This is a genomic window from Amycolatopsis sp. NPDC104775, assembly GCF_055583325.1.
The window spans coordinates 135994-154661 of sequence record NZ_JBVJOE010000010.1; the positions used below are offsets into that span (position 1 = coordinate 135994).

Sequence of the window (18668 nt, forward strand, 5' to 3'; positions counted from 1 at the left end):
CCCGAGGGTGCCGCGTGTTCCGGGGGGGGGTGAAAGGGTGAGAAACCGTCCTCACCACCCACCCCCGAACCGCAGGGAAGGCTTCGTATCGGGGTGCAGGGCGGGGAGTGGCTGCCTGGGTGGGCTTGGGCGGGGTGGCGGCGGTTTTAGGGATGGGGCTAGCGCGGGGGGCGGGTTCTTAGGGGAACCCTGAGGGAATCTGCGTCTGTGAAGGTGGCCCTCACGGAAAACCCATCTGTCCGAAGGCAGCGAAGGCTCCTTGAGGGACACGGATTCCCTCAAGGAGCGTTCACGGCGTTCGGGGAGCGTCAGCGGATGGCGCTTGCGGGGGTCCACAGGGTCTCGATTTCTCGTTCTGCTGCGGCGAGGCTTTCTTTGGCGTGCGGGCGGAATTCGGAGAGGGCTGGGTTGAGCTCCGCCATGGTGAATTCCGCGGTGATGAAGCGGGGTTCCAGGCCGGTCAGGGAGAGGCCGTGCGGGAGCCAGCCTTCTGCGTGGTCCCAGCCGTGCCGGGGGGTGCCTTCTCCGTAGCCTCCGCCGCGGCTGGCCAGGACCAGGAGTTCTCGGCCTCCCAGTACCGAGGGGTCGTCGCCGGCGGAGGCGATCAGGCGGTCTACCCAGGCTTTCACCGAGCTGGGTGCGCCGTAGTTGTAAAGAGGCAGGCCCAGCAGGACGGTGTCCGCAGCCAGGACCTCGGCGACCAGTTCTTCGCCGATTCGGGTGGCTTCCCGGTGGGCCTCGGTGTGCTGTTCGGCGGGGGTGATTCGGGCTTCCCAGGCCAGGGGATCCAGGTGCGGTATGGGGTTCGCGCCCAGGTCTCGGTAGGTCACCGTCCCGTTGGGGTGGGTGGTTAGCCAGGCCTGGGCGGCCTTCGCGCTGAGTTTGCGGCTCACCGAGCGGTCGCCGTTGATGCTGGAGTCGAGGTGCAGCAGGTGTGCCATGTCGATGACCTTCCGTAGATAGTTTGTGTAGGACAAATCATTTATAGCACGGCAGCTACCCTGGCTGTCTCGTAGACTGGACACATGGCTCCGCTGCCGCTCGTCGCCCAGGCTCCGCGCAGGTCTGGTGCGTTGCTCGAGCACTTCGCGCGCCGCATCCGGCTGCGTGCGGAGAGTGTGCTCGCGCCATTTGGGCTGCGGCCTCGGCATTTGATCGCGCTGACCGTCCTGCAGACCCGCGGGTCCAGCACTCAGCAGTCGCTCGCACAGATCCTCGAGATGGACAGCACCAACGTCGTCGGGCTGCTCAACGACCTCGAGGCCGACCAGCTGATCGAGCGGCGCCGCTCACCGGAGGACCGCAGGCGGCATGTCGTCGAGCTGACTGAGCGGGGGGCGAAGGAGTTGGCTCGGGCGGAGGCGGCGCTCGCGGCCGTCGAGGACGAGGTCTTCGCGGCGCTTGATCCGGACCAGCGCGAGCAGCTCTACAACTTGCTGTTGCAGGCGGCTTCCGGAACGGTCGACAGCAGCTCCTGCACGGAGGAGCCTCCGACCTGCTGACGGGAGGGGCAGCGAATGGACGGCGCCGCCGAGCGGCTGGCCAAGTACCGCGCGATGCGGAACTTCGCGAAGACCGCCGAACCGTCTGGTGCGGACGCTCCGAAAGAGCCTGGCTACCGCTTTGTCGTGCAGCGGCATCGGGCGCGGCGGAAGCACTACGACTTCCGGCTTGAGCTGGGTGGCGTGCTGGTCAGCTGGGCGGTGCCGAAGGGGCCGACGCTCGATCCGAAGGCGCGGCGGATGGCCGTGCACGTCGAGGATCATCCGCTGGAGTACGCCGATTTCGAGGGGGTCATCCCGCGCGGCGAGTACGGCGGCGGCGATGTGATCGTGTGGGATCGCGGGCGCTGGGAGCCGGTCGACACCGACGATCCGGAGCAGGCGCTCGCGGACGGGAACCTGCATTTCGATCTGTACGGCGAGAAGCTCGCCGGGCGCTTCGTGCTGATCCATCCGAAGAAGGACGACGACGGGAAGCAGTGGTTTCTGCTGCACAAGCAGGACGACTACGCCAGCCCGGGCTGGGACGCCGAGGATCATCCGAAGTCGGTGAAAAGCGGGCTCACCAACGACGAGATCGCGGCCGCTCCCCCGGCGTTGTGGCGCGGCGACCTGCCCGCGAACGAGGCGGAAGTTCCGTTGCACGCGGTGTTCGAGTCTGCGTCGGAAGACGAGTTCACAGCGCTGCACGAGCTTGGCAAGCAAGGCATGTGGACGGTCGCCGGGCGGCAGTTGAAGGTCACCAATCTCGACAAGACCCTGATTCCCGGCCGTGACGGCGAAGCGCCGATCACCAAACGGGAACTGATCGAGTACTACGCCCGGATCGCACCGACGATGCTCCCCTACCTCGCCGGACGCGCGCTCAACACCCACCGGTTCCCCGGCGGCGTCGGCAAACCCGGTTTCTGGCACAAGGAAGTCCCCGACCACGCGCCGGAGTGGCTGCACCGCTGGCATTACGAGGCAGCCGACCCCGGCGACGTGCAGCGGTATCTCGTGCCGTCGGGAGTCGCGGACCTGGCCTGGCTGGCCAATTTCGCCGCGCTGGAACTGCACGCCTGGACGTCGCGCACGTCCGATGTCGAGCATCCGACCTGGCTGCTGTTCGACATCGACCCCGGATCCGAGACATCCTTCGACGACGTGGTCGCGCTCGCCCGGCTGCATCGCACCGCACTCGACCACTTCGGGCTCGTCGGGCGGCCGAAAACGACCGGGCAGCGCGGCATTCAGATCTGGGTGCCGATCGAGCCGCGCTACACCTACGCCGAGACCCGGGCATGGGCGGAAACCGTGTCGAAGTCGATCGGCAAGATCGTGCCGGACCTGGTGAGCTGGGCGTGGCACAAGGATCGCCGCGGCGGGCTGGCGCGGCTCGACTACACGCAGAACGTGCTGAACAAAACCCTCGTCGCGCCCTACAGCGTGCGGCCGAAGCCGGGGGCGCCGGTGTCCGTCCCGCTGGAGTGGGACGAACTCGACGACCCCGGCCTCACTCCGGATCGGTGGACGATCCGGACGGTGCTCGATCGCGTGGCGAAGGCGGGAGATCCGTTCGCTCAGCTGCTCGACGTGCACCAACGCCTGCCGCGGCTGTCGTGAAAATCCCGGCCGCGGCCACGATGGCGAAGCCGCTCAGCAGGTAGCGCGCGGACGTCGCCATCGACGGCGCGCCCAAGTTCACCAGCAGGCCGGCGATCGAGGCGCCGAACGCGGTCGACATCGTCAGCACGGTTGCGATCGCGGCCGCGGCTTGCTGACCGCTGGCCATCGCGGCGACCGACAGGTGCGGCATGGCGATGCCGATCCCGGTGCCACCGGCGAGAAGCACGACCAGCCACGCCAGCATCGAGGCGTTTTCCCGCTGCAGCAAGGCAAGCACGAGAAACGAGACGGCCAGCAGGGTCGGTCCGGCGAGACAGAGCAGGCGGACCCGGCGAGCCGACGAGCCGACGATCTGCCCGGCGGACCAGCCGAAAGACAGCGCGGCGGAGAAGAAACCCGCCGCGGCAGGCGGTAATCCACCGAGATGCTGGCCGAACAAGGGCAGGAACGACTCGACCGAAACCCCGGCCGCAAGGCACATGATGGTCAGGTAGATCCACCGCAGCGACGAACGCGGCGCATAAGTCTCAGCAGGCAGAACCCGTACCGCAGCGCGCTTTTCGACCAGCAGAAATGCTGCGACGCAAGCAAATCCGAGCATGATGAACGCGGCCATCGCGCCGACACTAGTCAAGATGCCAGCGACGCTCACCGCTCCGACCGCGCCCACGACGGCCACAAGCGCGAAGGTCGGCACCGGCGACGTCTCACCACTTCGCTCGCTGCGCGGAAGCGCCCGCGGCACCAGCGCCGCGATCACGACCGCCGCGGCCGCCAGCACGACGAAAGCCACCCGCCACGAACCGAATTGCGCGAACAACCCGCCCAGTGCCGGGCCGACGAGGTTGCCGACCCCGAACATCGCCGAGATCAGCGCGCTCCCCCGCGCCCACAGGTGTTGCGGCAGCGCCGAATGAATCACCGCGAACCCGAGCCCGGTCAGCAACCCGGCGCCCAACCCCTGCACCCCGCGTCCGACGAGCAGCACCGGCATCGCCGGGCTCACCGCACACACCACCGAGCCCGCCGCGAAAACGCCGAATCCGAGGTAGTACGCCGCCGCGTTGCCGAGCCGGGCCAACGCTCGGCTGACGAACATTGTCGCGACCACCTGTGCCACCAGGAACGCCGTCATGTTCCACGCGTAGAGCCGTTCCCCGCCGATGTCGGCGACGGCGGTCGGCAAAAGGCTTGCTGCTACATAGATGTTGACCGCGCCGACCAGCACGCCGCCGGCCAGCACGGCCGCCGTACTGAAATGCGCTCCCAATTCGCGCCACGAACTCACTCGCTTCTCCTCCCGGATGCGGTTGTGCGGTCGCATCATGTCCAGGCGGGAGACCCCGGTAATCAGACAAACCGGGCGTGAACTGAGTCACATTCAGCGTTTGGTGAGCACCACGAGATAGCGGCACGGCTGCGTGCCGGGGTTCTCGTACGCACAGTCGGCCGGACGGCCCAGCTGAAGGCAGTCGCCCTCGGCGAGTTCGTGCACCACGTCGCCTTCGTGGAACCGCAATTGGCCGGACAGCACCCAGACCTGGTGATCGGCGAAGGCGTAGGAACTGGCCGGGAAACCGGCTTTCGCACCGGGCGGAAGATCGATTTCGACCAGTTCAGTGGCCCCGTGCCCGGGCGGCGAGACGGCGCGGCGCACGTAGCCGGTGACCGGGTCCTGCCAGCTCGGCTGATCCTCGCGCCGGGCGAGGCGGCGATCGTCGCCCTCCGCGCGGGCGATGAGTTCAGACAGCGTGAGCCCGAGCGCGGTGGCGAGCCTGCTCAGCAGCACGGCCGTCGGCTGCGCCTCGCCGCGCTCGATTTTCCCGATCATGGCACGGGAAACTCCAGAGCGTTCGGCGAGCACACCGGCGGACAACGCACGGTCCTGCCGGGCTTCGCGCACCGCGGCGGCGAGCGAAGCGGAGAGGGGATCGGTCACAGTGGTCGACTATAGCAGCGGATCGTGTCTACTATCGTGAACATGTTGATCCGAGCTGCCGAAGAACGGGACGCCGAGGCGTGCGCGACGATCTACGCGCCGTACGTCCAGGACACCACGATCAGCTTCGAAACCGAACCACCGACGCCGACGGAAATGGCCGCCCGGATCGCGAAGGCGACGAAGTCGCACGCGTGGCTGGTGCTGGAAATCGACGGCGAGGTCGTCGGATACGCCTACGGCAGCCCGTATAAGGAGCGCGCGGCTTATCGCTGGTCGTGCGAGGTGAGCGTGTACCTGGCGCAGGACCGGCGACGCGCTGGCGGCGGAAAAGCCTTATACGAAGCCCTTTTCGCCCGCCTCGCCGAACGCGGCTTCCGGATGGCGGTCGCCGGGATGACCCAGCCGAACGAACCCAGCGTCGGATTGCATAAGGCAATGGGGTTCGAACTGATCGGGACCTGGCGGCGGATCGGCTGGAAGCACGGTGCCTGGCGCGACGTCACGTGGATGCAGCGCGAACTCGTCCCCGCCTCGGACGCCGAGCCGGAAGAACCGCGTTAATCCACGCCGAGGTCGAGTTCCTCGATGTCGTGCTCCAGCCGGGCCCGCCAGGACCACTTCGGTTCCGTCCAGTCGGTGTCCGACGGCGGCGGCTCCCCTAGCGGCAGCGCCGGATCGACCACGCCGTGTGTCACCCGGTAAGCCAGCGCCGAGGTCGCCGCGCGGATCCACTTGTCCCCCGCCGCACCGGACGGCGGCGCGACCCCGAACGCGTGCGTGAACCACACCGGCAGCAACGCGCTCGACCCGATCGCCTCGGTGATTCGCTCGCGCAGCCGGGAATGCAGCTCTTCCCAGTCCCGCTCGCACTTCTCGATCTGCGGGAGTACCCGGGTGCGCGTCACCTCGTCCGCGGCCAGAACCTGTTGCGCCGCTTCGGCATCCTGCTGCGCGGCAGGAAGCTGACGATCCAGCACGCCGCGGCGCCGAGCGACCACTTCGGACAGTCGTGACTCCGCGTCGTCGCGTTCCGGCGTGCCTCGTTCGGCTTTCGCCAGCACCTCCAAAACCGCGATCAACGCTTCTTCGCTTTGCGCCAACGCTTCCCGCGCCTGCGGCAACCGCGCGAGGTCCTCTTCGTACGGACGGCGCTGGCTCGGCGTGAGCAGCTGCGCGGCGAGGCTGTGCCGCCGTTCCGCCTCCGCGGCGAGCAGCCGCAGCCGCGGGCCGACGTCGTCCAGGTCGACCACCGGGACCTTCTCCGACACCCGCACCGCGCGTTCGAGCACCAGCAACCGCTGCCGGAGCCGTTCGAGCTGCCGGGCGGTGTGGTCCAGCCGGGTTTCGTGCCGGGAGTGCGTTTCGGTGAACGACTCGACCGTCTCGCGCAGTTCGGAAAGTTCGCGGACGGTGCGGTTTTCCAGATCCTCGACGGTCTCTTGCATGCCGCCGACGGTGTCGGTGAGGGCGAGAAGTTCCGGGTCGCGTTCGACCTCCGGGCCTTCCTCGGCCGGGTAGTACTCGGTGTCGCGGTAGTACTCGGAGTAGGTCACCGCGCCTCCTGCACCAGAAACGCCACGGTCGCCACCGTGGTGAGCGCGGCCAGGATGACCACGATCGTTTGCGCCGTCGGCCCGGCGCCGACGAGCGCGACCGTGGTGAGGATCGCGGCCAGCGCTCCGCTGTAAGCAGCGCGCTGGCGTCGGCTGACCATCAGCGGGGTCGGCCCGAGCGGCCCGAACGCAATCCGCAGTCCGGCGCCCAGCAGCGGCAACGCGAGCAGCAGCCAGACCGCGTTGAGCGCGCCGAACAGCATCATCGCGCCGCCCACCATCCCGACCGCGACCGGCGCGACCGCCAGGTACAGCGTCGTCCGCTGCACCTTCCCGCGCTTCGCTTCCAGCCGGGCGAGCCGCACCTGCTCGACCGCGGCGTCGACCTCTTTCTCGGTGTGCAGCAGCGCCTCCGCCCGCTCTACCAAGACGTCGAGCAGCTGGGTGCGATCGTCGTCCGCCTGGTCCGGCAGCTGCGCCAGACCCGCGCGAAGCTCGCGACGGAGCGCGGACGCGCGCGCCATCACGTGGTCGCGCTGGTCCTCTGCGGGCGTAGTCACCTGGCCACTGTAGGTACGAAGTCCGCCGAAGCAAGGGAGCGACGCGACTTCTTCTCGCAGCGGGCCGGTCAGAGTCACACCCTCTCTGCTGAACTCCGGGATAGCCGAGCAGGCATGGCAGCGAGCGAATCAGGCATTGGACGGGCATGCCGTCCGGCAAGAACGATGAGAAGCCCGCGTTTCCGACTTTGGGGAGCTCCCATGCCGACTGTGGCCCTCGACGAGGCGGCTGCCCACGAGCTCGACGCACAGGACCCGTTGCCTACGTTGCGAGCGCAGTTCCACATCCCGCCCGCGACCGGCGGCGGCTACGCCGAAACGGCTTACTTCGCCGGGAACTCCCTCGGCCTGCAGCCGATCTCGACCCGCGCCGCACTGGACGCGGAGCTCGCCGACTGGGCACGGTTGGGCGTCGAGGGTCACGTCGAAGCGGCGCGCCCGTGGATCTCCTACCACGAGCAGCTACGCGATCCGGCCGCCCGGCTCGTCGGCGCGCGCCCGGCCGAAGTCGTGATGATGAACTCGCTGACGGTCAACCTGCACCTGATGATGGTCAGCTTCTATCGGCCGACTGCGGAGCGGCATGCGATCGTCATCGAAGATTCCGCCTTCCCGTCCGACAGCTACGCGGTCCGCAGCCAAGTCGCTTTCCACGGCTACGACCCGGACGAGGCCGTCATCCGGCTTTCGCCGCGTCCCGGCGAATCGACGTTGCGCAGCGAGGACGTCACCAGCTGGCTCGCCGAGCACGGGCACCGGGTCGCGCTCGTCCTGCTCGGCGGCGTCAACTACTACAGCGGGGAACTGCTCGACCTCCCAGCGATCACTCGCGCCGGTCACGCCGCCGGGGCGATCGTGGGCTGGGATCTCGCGCACGCGGCGGGCAATGTGCCGCTGCGACTGCACGAGTGGGGTGTCGACTGGGCCGCGTGGTGCACCTACAAGTACCTCAACAGCGGACCAGGTGCGATCGCTGGCGCGTTCGTGCACGAGCGGCATCTCGCGGACCGTTCGCTGCCGAAGCTCGCCGGCTGGTGGAGCACCGACCCGGACGTGCGGTTCCGCATGCAGCCGACCGTGACCCCGGTCGACACCGCCGACTCGTGGCAGCTGTCGAACCCGCCGATCCTCGCCATGGCCCCGGTGCGAGCCGCACTGGAGATGTTCGACGCGGTGGGCATGGATGCCTTGCGCGCCAAGAGCATCCGGCTGACCGGCTACCTCGAAACGCTGCTCGACAAGGTCTGTCCCGGGCACCCGATGGAGGTGCTCACGCCGCGCGAGCCGGACCGCCGAGGCGCGCAGCTTTCCGTCCGGCTGCACGGTTTGGACGCCGACGCCGTCAGCAGCGCACTGCGGACCCGGCACGGTGTCATCGCGGACGCCCGCCGTCCCGACGTCATCCGCCTCGCGCCAGTGCCGATGTACTCCACCTTCCACGATTGCTGGCGGGCGGCGACCGCGCTGGCGGAGGTCTTCAGCGGTTCTTCCGCCGGATCTTGATCGCACGCAAGTCGGTGACCGCGAAGTTCAGGTCCCGGTACGGCAAGCCGTGCGCGGCCAGGGCAGCAGTCGCGCCGTCCTTGGCCGTGCGTTCGTCGTCGTCCGGGCCGGCTGGGACCTGACAGCGGAAGGTGAAGGCCGTCGCGTTGACGTCATGCGTGAAGGTGCCTTCCTCGGTGAAGGCGACATCGGTCTTGGCCTCCAGGGCGGCGCGGGCGCCTTCGTCAAGCGGGTCGAACTTGCCGCGGATGAGTACGCGGAACGCTTCCATGTCAGGTGTCCTTCCGGGTCGCATAAGTCAGTACTTGCTCGCTGAGCAGGCCTTCCACCGCGTCGAGGAGCGTCAGCGCCGCCTCCGCGATGTCGTCCGGCCGCTCGCCGGCGACGGTGCGTTTGCCGATCTCGCCGTACAGCAGGCTGTGCACCCACCCGATCTGCGCGGCCACCAGCCCGGGCACTAGATCCCCCGGTGCGGCACCGGTTTCCGCGGTCAGCAGGTCGGCGAGTTCGGCGACCATCTGCTCGCCGAGATCCCGCAGCCGCGCGGCGAGGGTGGGCGCGGCCAGCATCATCGGCAGCACCCGGCCAAACCCCGGGCTGAGCCCGATCGTCCGCGAGCGCTGCCGGATTTCACCGCGGAGATGATCCAGCACCGCGCGTGCCGCCGAGACTCCCGAGCTCCGCGCCTGCACGATCTCCGCCAGCCGTCGCGCCGAGGCTTCCGACGGCGGCAGCACCAGGTCTTCCTTGACGCGGAAGTGGTTGTAGACGGTATTGACCGCGACGTCAGCGGCCTCGGCCACCTCGGCGATCGTCACCGCCTCGAATCCACGCTCGACGAACATCCGCAGCGCGGTTTCCGCGATGCGCCGCACCGTCTCCTGCTTCTTCCGCTCTCGAAGTCCCACACCGGAGAGTGAAGCAGACTCCAAACTTGGTGTCGACTCCATTTTTCTCCGAACCTCCTGGATATCCGGGAGATCCCCGAAGACGGCACGGCCGGAAACGCGGCATGATCGACCGGTGCGGATCGGCTTGCTGGGCCCGCTGGAGGTCCGGAACGACGACGGCGCCGCGGTCGAGATCGCCGGTGCCCGATTGCGGACGCTGCTGAGCGCCCTCGCGCTGGAGCCTGGCCGCGTCGTCCCTTCCGGGCAGCTGGTTGACGCTGTCTGGGGAACGCGTCCGCCGGCCACGGCCAATGCGTTGCAGGCGCTCGTCTCGCGGCTTCGCCGGGTCGGCACGCGGCTCGACTCGACCCCGTCGGGCTACCGGCTGCCCGAGGCGACCGTGGACGCGGCCCGGTTCGAGGAACTGGTCGCCGCGGCCCGGACGGCACCCGACGAGAACCGTGTCGTGCTGCTGCGCGAGGCGCTCAATCTGTGGCGCGGCCCGGCGCTCGACGAGGTCGCCGACGCCCAGTTCTTCCAGGGCCACATCGCGCGGTTGAACGAGCTGCGCCTGTCCGCCATCGAGGAGTACGCCGAAGCCGCGCTCCGCCTCGGCCACGGCGCGGATCTCGCGCAAGAGCTGTCGAAAGTGCTGGCCGAACATCCGCTGCGGGAACGACTCGCCGCGGCGTTGATGCTCTCGCTGCAAGCCGCTGGAAGACCGGCCGAGGCTCTGCAGGTGTTCGCGCGGGTCCGGAGGGCGCTGGCGGACGAGCTCGGCGCGGATCCGGCCCCTGAATTGTCCGCCGCGCACACCAAAATCCTTCGGGAGGCAGGGTCCGGCACCCAGGCGGTGGCCGACCAGGGTGCCGCGCGCACGAACCTGCGAGCCGAGCTGACCAGCTTCGTCGGCCGGACCGACGAGGTCGCGCGCGTGGCCGAACTGGTTGGCGAGTACCGGCTCACCACGCTCACCGGACCCGGCGGAGCCGGGAAAACCCGGCTGGCAACGGAAACCGGACGGCATCTGCTGACTGAACGCAGCAGCGTGTGGTTCGCCGAGCTGGCGCCGGTCAACGACGGCGCGGACGTCCCGCAGGCCGTGCACGACGCGTTGGGCCTACGCGAACAGAGGTACCGCGGATCGCTCACCAGCGGCACTCCGCGTGAACGGACGGCGAGAGCGCTGCGCGACCGCGACGTGGTGCTGGTGCTCGACAACTGCGAGCACGTCATCGAAGCCGCGGCGGAACTGGCCGAATACTTGCTCGGCCAATGCCCGCGGCTGCGCGTGCTCGCGACCAGCCGGGAACCGCTGGCAGTGACCGGCGAGGCACTCTGGCCGGTCGAACCGCTGACGCTGCCCGCAGAAGGCGCGACGTCTGTCGAAGCGATGTCGTGTGCGTCGGTACGGCTGCTGGCCGACCGCGCCGCCGCGGTGCGGCCGGGATTCACCGTCGATGAGTCCACTGTGGACGACGTGGTGCGCATCTGCCGGGCGCTCGACGGAATGCCGCTCGCGGTCGAGCTCGCCGCGGCTCGGCTGCGGTCGCTGACCGTGGCACAGCTGGCCGCACGGCTCGACGACCGGTTCCGCCTGCTCACCGCGGGCAGCCGGACCGCGCTGCCGCGCCATCGCACGCTGCGCGCGGTAGTCGACTGGAGCTGGGACCTGCTGGAACCGGACGAACGGCGCCTGCTGCGCCGGTTGTCGGTGTTCTCCGGCGGCGCGACCGCGGAAGCCGCGGAGGCGGTCTGCGGCGGTACAGCCGAGCAGCTCAGCGCGCTAGTCGACAAATCGCTGCTGACGGTTTCGGGAGACGCCGAGCCGCGCTACCGAATGCTCGAAACGATCAAGGCGTACGGGCAGGAACAGCTCGCTGCGGCCGGCGAACGCGAGGAACTGCGTCGAGCGCACGCCGAATGGTTCGCTCGCTTCGCCGAAACCGGCGACAAATACCTGCGCCGCGCCGAGCAGATCGAATGGCTGGCACGATTCGCCGCCGAGCACGGCAACCTGATCTCCGCGGTACGCGGTGCCATCGCCGCGGGCGAAGCCACGACCTCGTTGCGGCTGGTGACCTCGTGCGCGTGGTTCTGGATGCTGACCGGGCACAAAATCGAAGCGCAAGAACTGCTCGAAGCGGCGTTGGCGCTGCCCGGCGAGGTGGACGCCGAACTGCGCGCGATGGGGTACGCGATGGCCGCGTTGCTGCTGACTATCGGGATGACCTCCGAAACCTCCGCCGACAGTCTAGGTCGCAAGGCCCTCGAACTCAGCCGCGACAGCAAGAATTCCTTGTTGCGGTCCATCCTCCCGGTGTTCACGCAAACCGGAGACCGCGACGCACTGGAATCCACTTTGGACGAATTGCTGTCCGATGAGGATCCTTGGCTGCGCGCGCACGCCCGGCTGCACCGGGCCCGGTGGCAGCTGAACTTCTGGCACGACCCGGCCGCGCAGGAGGCCGACATCCGCGAGGCCGTCCGGCTGTTCCGGCTGAGCGGCGAACGGTGGGGACTGTCCCTGGCGCTGAACAGCCTCGCCGAAGTCGTCAGCCGGCGCGGCGAACTGGAGGAAGCTGTTTCGTGCTACGAGGAATCGATCGAGGTGGTGTCGGAACTCGGCGCGGCCGAAGACGTTCTCTTCGCCCGGGGCCGGCAGGCGCACCTGTTCTGGCAACTCGGCGACAAGGCAGCCGCCGCGGCCGCGGTGGCCTCCGCTGAACGCGACGCGCGGAGTGTGCCGTTCTCCGATTCGCTCGCTTTTCTGGCCCAGACGAAAGCGGATCTGGCCCGCTGGCGCGGTGAGCTGGCGGAAGCCCGCCGAGAACTGAACCATGCCGAAACGTTGCTGAGCGCGGCCGATCCGCATCCGTTGTTCCGCGCGATGATCCAGCATTCGCACGCCTACCTCGACGCCCAGACCGGCGACCTGCCCTCAGCCCGGGACCGCCGCCGCGAAGCACTCGCCTTGGCCACGGAATCCGGCGAGGTGCTGTATCTGTCGATCGTTCTCGTGGGCATCGCCGACCACGCCCTGCGCGTCGGCCGTCCGATCGCCGCCGCCGACCTCTTGGCCGCCGCGGATCGCCTCCGCGGCGGCCCGCACCTGGCCCTGCCCGACGCGACCGCCGCCGCAGCCGCCGTGCAGACCCAGCCGTCAGGCACAGTCGACGATCCGGTCGCCCTCGCTTACGACGTCCTGAGCTGACGAATCCCGCGGAAGCCACCGCAGCGCGAGCATTCCCAGCCCGGCACAGAGCACTGCCGCGAGGCCCATCGCGACATGCAGCCCGGTCACGTGCGCCTCCTTCGCCGATCCCTGCGACCGGACAACGAACGCCGCGACCGAACCGAGCAGCGCTATCCCCAGCGCGTTGCCGATCTCGTTGGACGTCTCCGCGATCGCTCCCGCCGAGCCCGCCCGATCAGCCGGGACCGCGCCGACCGCGGTGTCCGCGACGAGCGAGAACGAGATCCCGTAACCGACCCCGGCCACCACCGTCGAGGCGATGAACCAGCCGACCCCGCCGGTGGCAGTGGTCGCCAGCAGCAACGCCAACCCGAGCGCCATCGCGAAATGGCACGTCACCAACGCCGCCCGGCTCCCGATCTTGAGCGAGAACGCTGGGGTGAGGACGCAGACCGCCGTGAGCGCGGCAGCGCCCGGAAGTGCGAGCAGCGCGGCCGCGAGCACGGACATTCCCAGCACCGATTGCAGGTAGACCCCGGTCAGATACGCCGCCGCCGACCATGCGAACAGCGACAGCACACCGGTGATCACCGCGACGGTGAAGACCTTCTCGCGGAACAAAGTCACGTCGAGAAGCGGATACTCCAACCCTCGCTGCCGCACCACAAACCACGCAAGGACCGCTGCGCCGACCAGCCCGGCGCTCGCCACCGGCCACGACGGACCGTAAGCGGCGAGATTCTTGACCGCGTAAACCGCCAGCAGCAAACCGCCCGCGGACAAGACAATGCTGAGCGAATCGACCTTGCCCGGCCGGGTCGTCGTGACCTCCCGGAGCACAAACGGCGCGGCAGCAAGGAAAACCGCCACCACCGGCAGGTTGACCAGAAACACCGAGCCCCAGCCGAACCGGCTCAGCAACAACCCGCCAAGGATCGGCCCGATCGCGAAACCAGCGGCGAAGGTCGCCGCGAAGATCCCGATCGCCTTGGCCCGTCGTCTCGGCTCCGGAAACAATTCGCTGAGCACCGCGAGCCCGGACGGCAGCAGTGTCGCACCGCCAAGCCCCATCAGCACTCGACAGCCGATCAGCCATTCTGGTCCGGTCGCGAACGCGGCCCCGGCCGAGCCCGCCCCGAAAACCGCGGCACCGAGCATCAGCAGTTTGCGCCGTCCGTACCGGTCACCGAGGCTGCCGAACGCGATGAGCAGCGAGCCGACCGCGAAGCCGTAGCTGTCCAGAATCCACAGGGCTTGATCCGGCGTCGGGGACAGCGCGCGGGTGATGGTCGGCATGGTCAGGAACAGGATCGAACCGTCCATCGAGACCAGCAGAACCGGTCCGAGCACCACGAGCAGCCCCAGCCAGGCGCGGCGAGTTTCCGTCATGCCCCGATCCTCAGGACTCCCGGCCCGCCTCGGCCAGCACCAGCGATGAGTACCCCTGGCAGGTGCAGGCACCCCTCGCGCGGAACTGCTTATCATCGGACTCGTGCAGACCGAAACCCTCGGCGTATTCCTCAAAACGCGCCGCGACCGCGTGCCGCCGGAGACTGCCGGACTGCGGACGTACGGCACGCTCCGCCGGGTTCCCGGACTGCGACGGGAGGAACTCGCCCAGCTCGCGGGCGTCAGCGCCGGCTACTACACGCGGCTGGAACAAGATCAGTCCGGCACCGCGTCACCGCAGGTGCTCGACGCGCTCGCGCGGGTGCTCGGCCTCGACGACGCCGAGACCAGCCACCTGCACAATCTCGCCAAGCGCCCCGCCGCCTCCCGGCTGGTGCGCCCCGCGCCGGAAACGCTGGACCCGCGCGTCGCGACACTGCTGCACGCGCTGAGCGACAGCGTCCCCGCGATCGTCCTCGGCCGCCGCGGCGACGTGCTCGGGTGGAACCGCAGCGGCCACCTCCTGCTCGCCGAACACCTCGACTACACCGCCCCGGACTCCCCCGAAACCCGGCCGTCGATCCCGCGGATGTTTTTCCTCGACCCGCTGCACCGCGACCTCTACCGCAACTGGTCCGACCTCGCCCGCATCCACATCGGGTACCTGCGCCTGACCTCCGGGCGGCATCCGGCCGACGCCCGCCTCGCCGAACTGATCGGCGAACTCGCCATGGGCAGCCCGGAATTCGCCGCGCTCTGGGCTGCCGGCGAGGTCGCGGACTGCACGAGCGGGCCGATGCGCCTGCGCCACCCCACGCTGGGCCACGTCGAGGTCGACTACCAGGTCTGGCTCCAGCCCGACAGTCCCGACCATCGGCTCGAGGCCTACACCCCACGCGATTCCGCTTCCCGTGACGCGCTGCGGCTGCTTGGCGTCCCTTCGCGCTAACGGTCCCCGGAACCGCCCTGCCCGCACCATTCATATGGCATCATCCGCCGGTGACCGGCGAACGGAGCGACCCGCATTCGATCGACGAGGAAGACCTCGAGGATTTCGACTCGTGGACCGCCCAAGCCGCGCTGGCCTCCCTGATCGACGAAACGCTCGGTTCGCCCGAAGTCATCCGGCTGCTCGCCAAGGAATCGCTGCGTGCCGAAGTCGTGCGTGCGGAATTGTTCGCGAACGAGACCCTGCTCGCGAAAATCCGCACGCTGCAAGACCAGGTCATGGCCGAAGGCGACCGCGGATTCCGTCCGCGAAACCGGCCGGTGTCGCCGGGCGAGGTGGCCTGGCTGCTCGTCGCGGTGCTGCTCGGGTTCGGCTACCTCAACCTGATGAGCGCGGCGTGGAGCCAGCTCCCGCTGTTCTTCCGGATCTTCGCCGGAATGATGATGCCGTGCGTCCTGTTCGCCACCGGTGTGCTCGCGGTGCGCAAAGTCGCCGCGTTGCGCGAGTGGGCCAACCCGGAGGCGATGCAGTTCCACGAGGAGCAATTCGGCCTCGGACCGCGCCGCTCGTTCGCCGCGCGCGAGATCGTGCTGCCCGAAGTCCGCGATGTCATTTCCGCGCACCGGCGGCTGTATTTCGGCACCACCCTGGTTTTCGAGCAGCCAGGCCACCTCGGCGAAGAGGACGCTGCGAGAATCGTGCCCACCGCCGCGGCGAAACGGATCCGGCGCGTCCTCGAACGCGCGGGTTTCGGCTCGGTCGCGCTCGGCGGGCAACGCGGGTCCGGCAAGACCATCGCGATCCGCTCCATGCAGCTGGGACTGCTGCACGGCGCCGAAAACCCCGCGCCGCTGGTCGTGGTCGCCTCCGCACCAGCCACCTATGACGCCCGGGATTTCGTGCTGCACTTGTACAAACTCCTGTGCCAAGCCGTCCTCGACCGGATCGAGCAGACGCTGGGACCGAAGATCGGCTGGCACGGGTGGGTCCGCCGGTTGTGGCACGGAGCGGCCGACCTCATCCTCTCGGCCGCTCTCGGCTGGGCGATCGGTGGCACCCTGTGGGATGGGGAATTCCTGCGCTTCCCCGTCGAACTCTGGCACACCGTCACCGAGGTGCGGTTCCCGCACCTACTCGGTCCATTGTGGACAGAGCAGCCGGTGCGCAACCGGATCGCACTGGCCGTAGCCGCGGTACTCGCCCTCCGCTGGGCAGGGAAACTCCTCGTGTCGGCAGTCAAGGCGCTGCTGATCTTCCTGCGGCGGAAATCGTCCGCCGGACTGCGCGCGCTGGAGCGCGAAGCATCCGAGCAGTTGTTCCAGACCAAGTACCTGCTGACCTACACCACCGGCTGGTCGGGCAAACTCGCCGTCCCGGCAGGCGGAGAACTGGGCCGTACCCGCACCACGCAACGGGCCAAGCAGCAGCTGACCCACCCGGAGGTGGTCGACGAATTCCGCGCGTTCGCCCAGTTGAGCGCCGAATCGTTTCGCGCGGAAGGAATCACCGACCGGATCGTCGTCGCCATCGACGAACTCGACAAGATCGGCGAGCAGGACAAGGCCCAGCAGATGGTGAACGACATCAAGGGCATCTTCGACGTGCCCGGCTGCCTGTACTTCGTGGCGGTATCCGACGACGCGGTGCTCACCTTCGAACAACGCGGCCTGGCCATGCGGGACGCCTTCGACAGCGCGTTTTCCGAGATGGTCCGCCTGGAATCGTTCACGCTGGACGAAAGCAGGCTGTGGATCGCGCAACGGCTGCCCGGCGTCTCGGAGCAGTTCTGCTACCTGGGCCACTGCCTCTCCGGCGGACTGCCGCGCGATTTGCGCCGCACCACGATCGACATGGTGGACGTGACGATCGAACACTACGAGCCGTCGCTGTCGACCGTCACCGGCATCCTGGTCCGCGCCGACCTGACCGCCAAAGCGAGCGGCTTCACCGCCCACGCCCGCAGGCTCCCGCAGACGCCGGAGCTGATCGAACTGTGGCCGAAACTGCTCCGCATCGCCGACGCCCGAGAAGCGGGGGAACTCGCCGAACTCGCCGCCGAACTGCACGAAGGCTCGACCCCCGACCTCGCCGACCCGGTCAACCGGCTGCGCCTGCACAGCTGCGCGTACGTCCTCTTCTGCGCCACCGTGCTGGACGTGTTCACCGACGCGCTCACCCAGGCCCAGCTCACCCCGGATCTGCACGAACTGGCCATCGCCCGGCGGCGGCTCGCCCTGGATCCGCACCTGGCCTGGGCCGTGTTGCACGACTTCCGCGCCGCTACGGGCATCCCGATCCGGAGTCCCCGGATCGGCTGATCACCGAGTTCGCCGCGACGATCCCCGCGGCCAGATCGCTACGCTCATCCGCAGTCCGGACGGCTTGGCGAGGGGCGAGCATGACGGAGCGCGGCGCGGACGCGAAAAACTTCGGCGAACGCCTGCGGGAACTGCGCGGTCCGCTGACCCAGCACGCGCTCTCCCGCCGATCGGCGATCGGCTCGGACGCACTGACCAGGCAACGCGTGTCCTATCTCGAGAACGGCCAGGTCCCGACCGCCGCTCAACTGCGCTGCTACCTGCACGGATGCGGCCGGGACGACCTGTTCGACGAACTCGATGCGGTTCGCAAGCAGCTGTGCGAGTCCGTTCCGGTGTCCCCGGAACCGGCCGGGCGACGACGCCAATGGCAGTTCGCCGCGGTCGGAGCCCTCGCCGCCGCAGTGCTGCTGGCCGCCGCGACGGTGACGTTCTGGGTGCTCAATCGTCCGTCCGTGACCATCGGCGAATGCGCGCCCGGTTTCGTGTGCTTCTGGAGCGAACCGGACTTCGCCGGGCAAAAGGTCACGCTCGACCCGGTCTGGGCCAGCGAGAACCACTGCACCCCGCTGCCGTTCGAGGCGCGCTCGGAAATGAACAGCAGCAAAGAACGACAGCTCGGCTTTCCCTCCCCGGACTGCACGGGCTGGCACACCGTGCTCAACCACCTCGGCGGTACGGAACGCTCGACTTCCGTCCGCTCCTACAAGCACAGCTGACCGCCGCTCCAACGAGCAAAGCCCAGCTCAGCGTGTCCCGCGCAGATCAGGACACGGCCGGACACCCGCCGATCTGGCCACGCTCCCGGCCCCGGTGCTGTTCTCGATCAGCCACCACCCGTGGCGACCGGGGAAAGCCATCACCAGGGAGGAACACCATGAGAATCTCGAAGACGCTGACCGTAGCCGCGCTGACGTTCGCGGCCGTCGGAGCGACGGTCGGCCCAGCGCTCGCCGCCGCGCCCGCCACGCACGTGCTGGCCCCCTATCGCGTCACGCCATGGCACAACGCGCGGGTCCGCCAGTTGCCGACCACTCACAGCTCGCAGGTCGACTACGGGACCGCCAACAACGGCTACGACGCCTACTGCTGGACCCACGGCGAGAACATCGAGGGCAACGACATCTGGGTCCGCCAACTGGGCGACAGCTACAAACAGGGCTACGTGGCCGCCTACTACCTGAAGGGCGGAGTGACCGGCGGCGTGGGGACTAAGTGTCCCTCCTGACCGCAATCCCGGAGGTTGTCCCGCCTGTCT

At 68.7% G+C, this 18668-nt stretch carries 17 protein-coding genes; 9 read left to right on the forward strand and 8 right to left on the reverse strand.

What is annotated here, in order from left to right; translation table 11 throughout:
• Window positions 1-308: 308 nt before the first annotated feature.
• Window positions 309-941, reverse strand: coding sequence for an FMN-dependent NADH-azoreductase (locus ACZ63D_RS34875; RefSeq protein WP_465358588.1), 633 nt, complete (start codon window positions 939-941; stop codon window positions 309-311).
• A gap of 84 nt (window positions 942-1025) precedes the next feature.
• On the opposite strand from ACZ63D_RS34875, the gene ACZ63D_RS34880 reads away from it, so the two are divergent.
• Window positions 1026-1502, forward strand: coding sequence for a MarR family winged helix-turn-helix transcriptional regulator (locus ACZ63D_RS34880; protein WP_465358589.1), 477 nt, complete (start codon window positions 1026-1028; stop codon window positions 1500-1502).
• Window positions 1503-1517: 15 nt separating this feature from the next.
• On the forward strand, window positions 1518-3107 hold the full coding sequence (gene ligD / locus ACZ63D_RS34885) for a non-homologous end-joining DNA ligase (RefSeq protein ID WP_465358590.1): 1590 nt from the start codon (window positions 1518-1520) through the stop codon (window positions 3105-3107).
• Here the strand turns inward: ligD and ACZ63D_RS34890 are convergent.
• Together ACZ63D_RS34890 and ACZ63D_RS34895 are read right to left on the reverse strand one after the other, a co-directional pair.
• Entirely contained in the window at window positions 2998-4398 is a 1401-nt protein-coding gene (locus ACZ63D_RS34890; protein ID WP_465358591.1) for an MFS transporter, read from the reverse strand. The two genes, ligD and ACZ63D_RS34890, sit on opposite strands and share 110 nt — an antisense overlap.
• Before the next feature lie 93 nt (window positions 4399-4491).
• Window positions 4492-5049 carry a helix-turn-helix domain-containing protein gene (locus tag ACZ63D_RS34895; protein ID WP_465358592.1) on the reverse strand — a complete coding sequence of 186 codons (558 nt, stop codon included), beginning with the start codon at window positions 5047-5049 and terminating at the stop codon, window positions 4492-4494.
• Window positions 5050-5091: 42 nt separating this feature from the next.
• On the opposite strand from ACZ63D_RS34895, the gene ACZ63D_RS34900 reads away from it, so the two are divergent.
• A complete protein-coding gene (locus ACZ63D_RS34900) occupies window positions 5092-5613 on the forward strand; it encodes a GNAT family N-acetyltransferase (protein ID WP_465358593.1) in 522 nt (173 codons plus the stop codon).
• Here the strand turns inward: ACZ63D_RS34900 and ACZ63D_RS34905 are convergent.
• Both ACZ63D_RS34905 and ACZ63D_RS34910 read right to left on the reverse strand, forming a co-directional pair.
• Entirely contained in the window at window positions 5610-6605 is a 996-nt protein-coding gene (locus ACZ63D_RS34905; RefSeq protein ID WP_465358594.1) for a hypothetical protein, read from the reverse strand. The genes ACZ63D_RS34900 and ACZ63D_RS34905 overlap by 4 nt on opposite strands.
• Entirely contained in the window at window positions 6602-7165 is a 564-nt protein-coding gene (locus ACZ63D_RS34910; protein WP_465358595.1) for a hypothetical protein, read from the reverse strand. Before ACZ63D_RS34910 ends, ACZ63D_RS34905 begins: the two co-directional genes overlap by 4 nt.
• A 201-nt stretch (window positions 7166-7366) precedes the next feature.
• On the opposite strand from ACZ63D_RS34910, the gene kynU reads away from it, so the two are divergent.
• On the forward strand, window positions 7367-8668 hold the full coding sequence (gene kynU, locus ACZ63D_RS34915) for a kynureninase (protein ID WP_465358596.1): 1302 nt from the start codon (window positions 7367-7369) through the stop codon (window positions 8666-8668).
• On the opposite strand, the gene ACZ63D_RS34920 is transcribed toward kynU, so the two are convergent.
• Complete coding sequence (locus ACZ63D_RS34920) at window positions 8643-8939, reverse strand: DUF6204 family protein (protein WP_465358597.1); 297 nt, start codon at window positions 8937-8939, stop codon at window positions 8643-8645. The two genes, kynU and ACZ63D_RS34920, sit on opposite strands and share 26 nt — an antisense overlap.
• A 1-nt stretch (window position 8940) precedes the next feature.
• The gene (locus ACZ63D_RS34925; RefSeq protein ID WP_465358598.1) at window positions 8941-9576 is read right to left on the reverse strand and encodes a TetR/AcrR family transcriptional regulator; all 636 of its coding nucleotides are present in this window, start codon (window positions 9574-9576) and stop codon (window positions 8941-8943) included.
• A 115-nt stretch (window positions 9577-9691) separates the two neighbouring features.
• Between ACZ63D_RS34925 and ACZ63D_RS34930 the strand changes: the two genes are divergently transcribed.
• Window positions 9692-12772 (forward strand): AfsR/SARP family transcriptional regulator, encoded by a 3081-nt coding sequence (locus ACZ63D_RS34930; RefSeq protein WP_465358599.1) that lies wholly within the window; start codon window positions 9692-9694, stop codon window positions 12770-12772.
• On the opposite strand, the gene ACZ63D_RS34935 is transcribed toward ACZ63D_RS34930, so the two are convergent.
• On the reverse strand, window positions 12722-14143 hold the full coding sequence (locus ACZ63D_RS34935) for an MFS transporter (protein ID WP_465358600.1): 1422 nt from the start codon (window positions 14141-14143) through the stop codon (window positions 12722-12724). The genes ACZ63D_RS34930 and ACZ63D_RS34935 overlap by 51 nt on opposite strands.
• A 103-nt stretch (window positions 14144-14246) precedes the next feature.
• Between ACZ63D_RS34935 and ACZ63D_RS34940 the strand changes: the two genes are divergently transcribed.
• The 4 genes from ACZ63D_RS34940 to ACZ63D_RS34955 all read left to right on the forward strand — a co-directional run bounded on the left by ACZ63D_RS34940 (window position 14247) and on the right by ACZ63D_RS34955 (window position 18638).
• A complete protein-coding gene (locus ACZ63D_RS34940) occupies window positions 14247-15092 on the forward strand; it encodes a helix-turn-helix transcriptional regulator (protein WP_465358601.1) in 846 nt (281 codons plus the stop codon).
• A 50-nt stretch (window positions 15093-15142) separates the two neighbouring features.
• Window positions 15143-17410, forward strand: a complete 2268-nt coding sequence (locus ACZ63D_RS34945) for a hypothetical protein (protein WP_465358602.1) — start codon at window positions 15143-15145, stop codon at window positions 17408-17410.
• Between the two features lie 80 nt (window positions 17411-17490).
• The gene (locus ACZ63D_RS34950; RefSeq protein ID WP_465358603.1) at window positions 17491-18129 is read left to right on the forward strand and encodes a helix-turn-helix domain-containing protein; all 639 of its coding nucleotides are present in this window, start codon (window positions 17491-17493) and stop codon (window positions 18127-18129) included.
• Between the two features lie 158 nt (window positions 18130-18287).
• Window positions 18288-18638, forward strand: coding sequence for a hypothetical protein (locus ACZ63D_RS34955; RefSeq protein ID WP_465358604.1), 351 nt, complete (start codon window positions 18288-18290; stop codon window positions 18636-18638).
• The last annotated feature ends 30 nt before the right edge of the window (window positions 18639-18668 follow it).

What these genes read in the sequence shown, in the direction of transcription:
- ACZ63D_RS34875 (WP_465358588.1), bottom strand. Translation starts at nt 941, where the DNA reads ATGGCACACCTGCTGCACCTCGACTCCAGCATCAACGGCGACCGCTCG.
- ACZ63D_RS34880 (WP_465358589.1), top strand. Translation starts at nt 1,026, where the DNA reads ATGGCTCCGCTGCCGCTCGTCGCCCAGGCTCCGCGCAGGTCTGGTGCG.
- ligD (WP_465358590.1), top strand. Translation starts at nt 1,518, where the DNA reads ATGGACGGCGCCGCCGAGCGGCTGGCCAAGTACCGCGCGATGCGGAAC.
- ACZ63D_RS34900 (WP_465358593.1), top strand. Translation starts at nt 5,092, where the DNA reads ATGTTGATCCGAGCTGCCGAAGAACGGGACGCCGAGGCGTGCGCGACG.
- kynU (WP_465358596.1), top strand. Translation starts at nt 7,367, where the DNA reads ATGCCGACTGTGGCCCTCGACGAGGCGGCTGCCCACGAGCTCGACGCA.
- ACZ63D_RS34920 (WP_465358597.1), bottom strand. Translation starts at nt 8,939, where the DNA reads ATGGAAGCGTTCCGCGTACTCATCCGCGGCAAGTTCGACCCGCTTGAC.
- ACZ63D_RS34935 (WP_465358600.1), bottom strand. Translation starts at nt 14,143, where the DNA reads ATGACGGAAACTCGCCGCGCCTGGCTGGGGCTGCTCGTGGTGCTCGGA.
- ACZ63D_RS34950 (WP_465358603.1), top strand. Translation starts at nt 17,491, where the DNA reads ATGACGGAGCGCGGCGCGGACGCGAAAAACTTCGGCGAACGCCTGCGG.
- ACZ63D_RS34955 (WP_465358604.1), top strand. Translation starts at nt 18,288, where the DNA reads ATGAGAATCTCGAAGACGCTGACCGTAGCCGCGCTGACGTTCGCGGCC.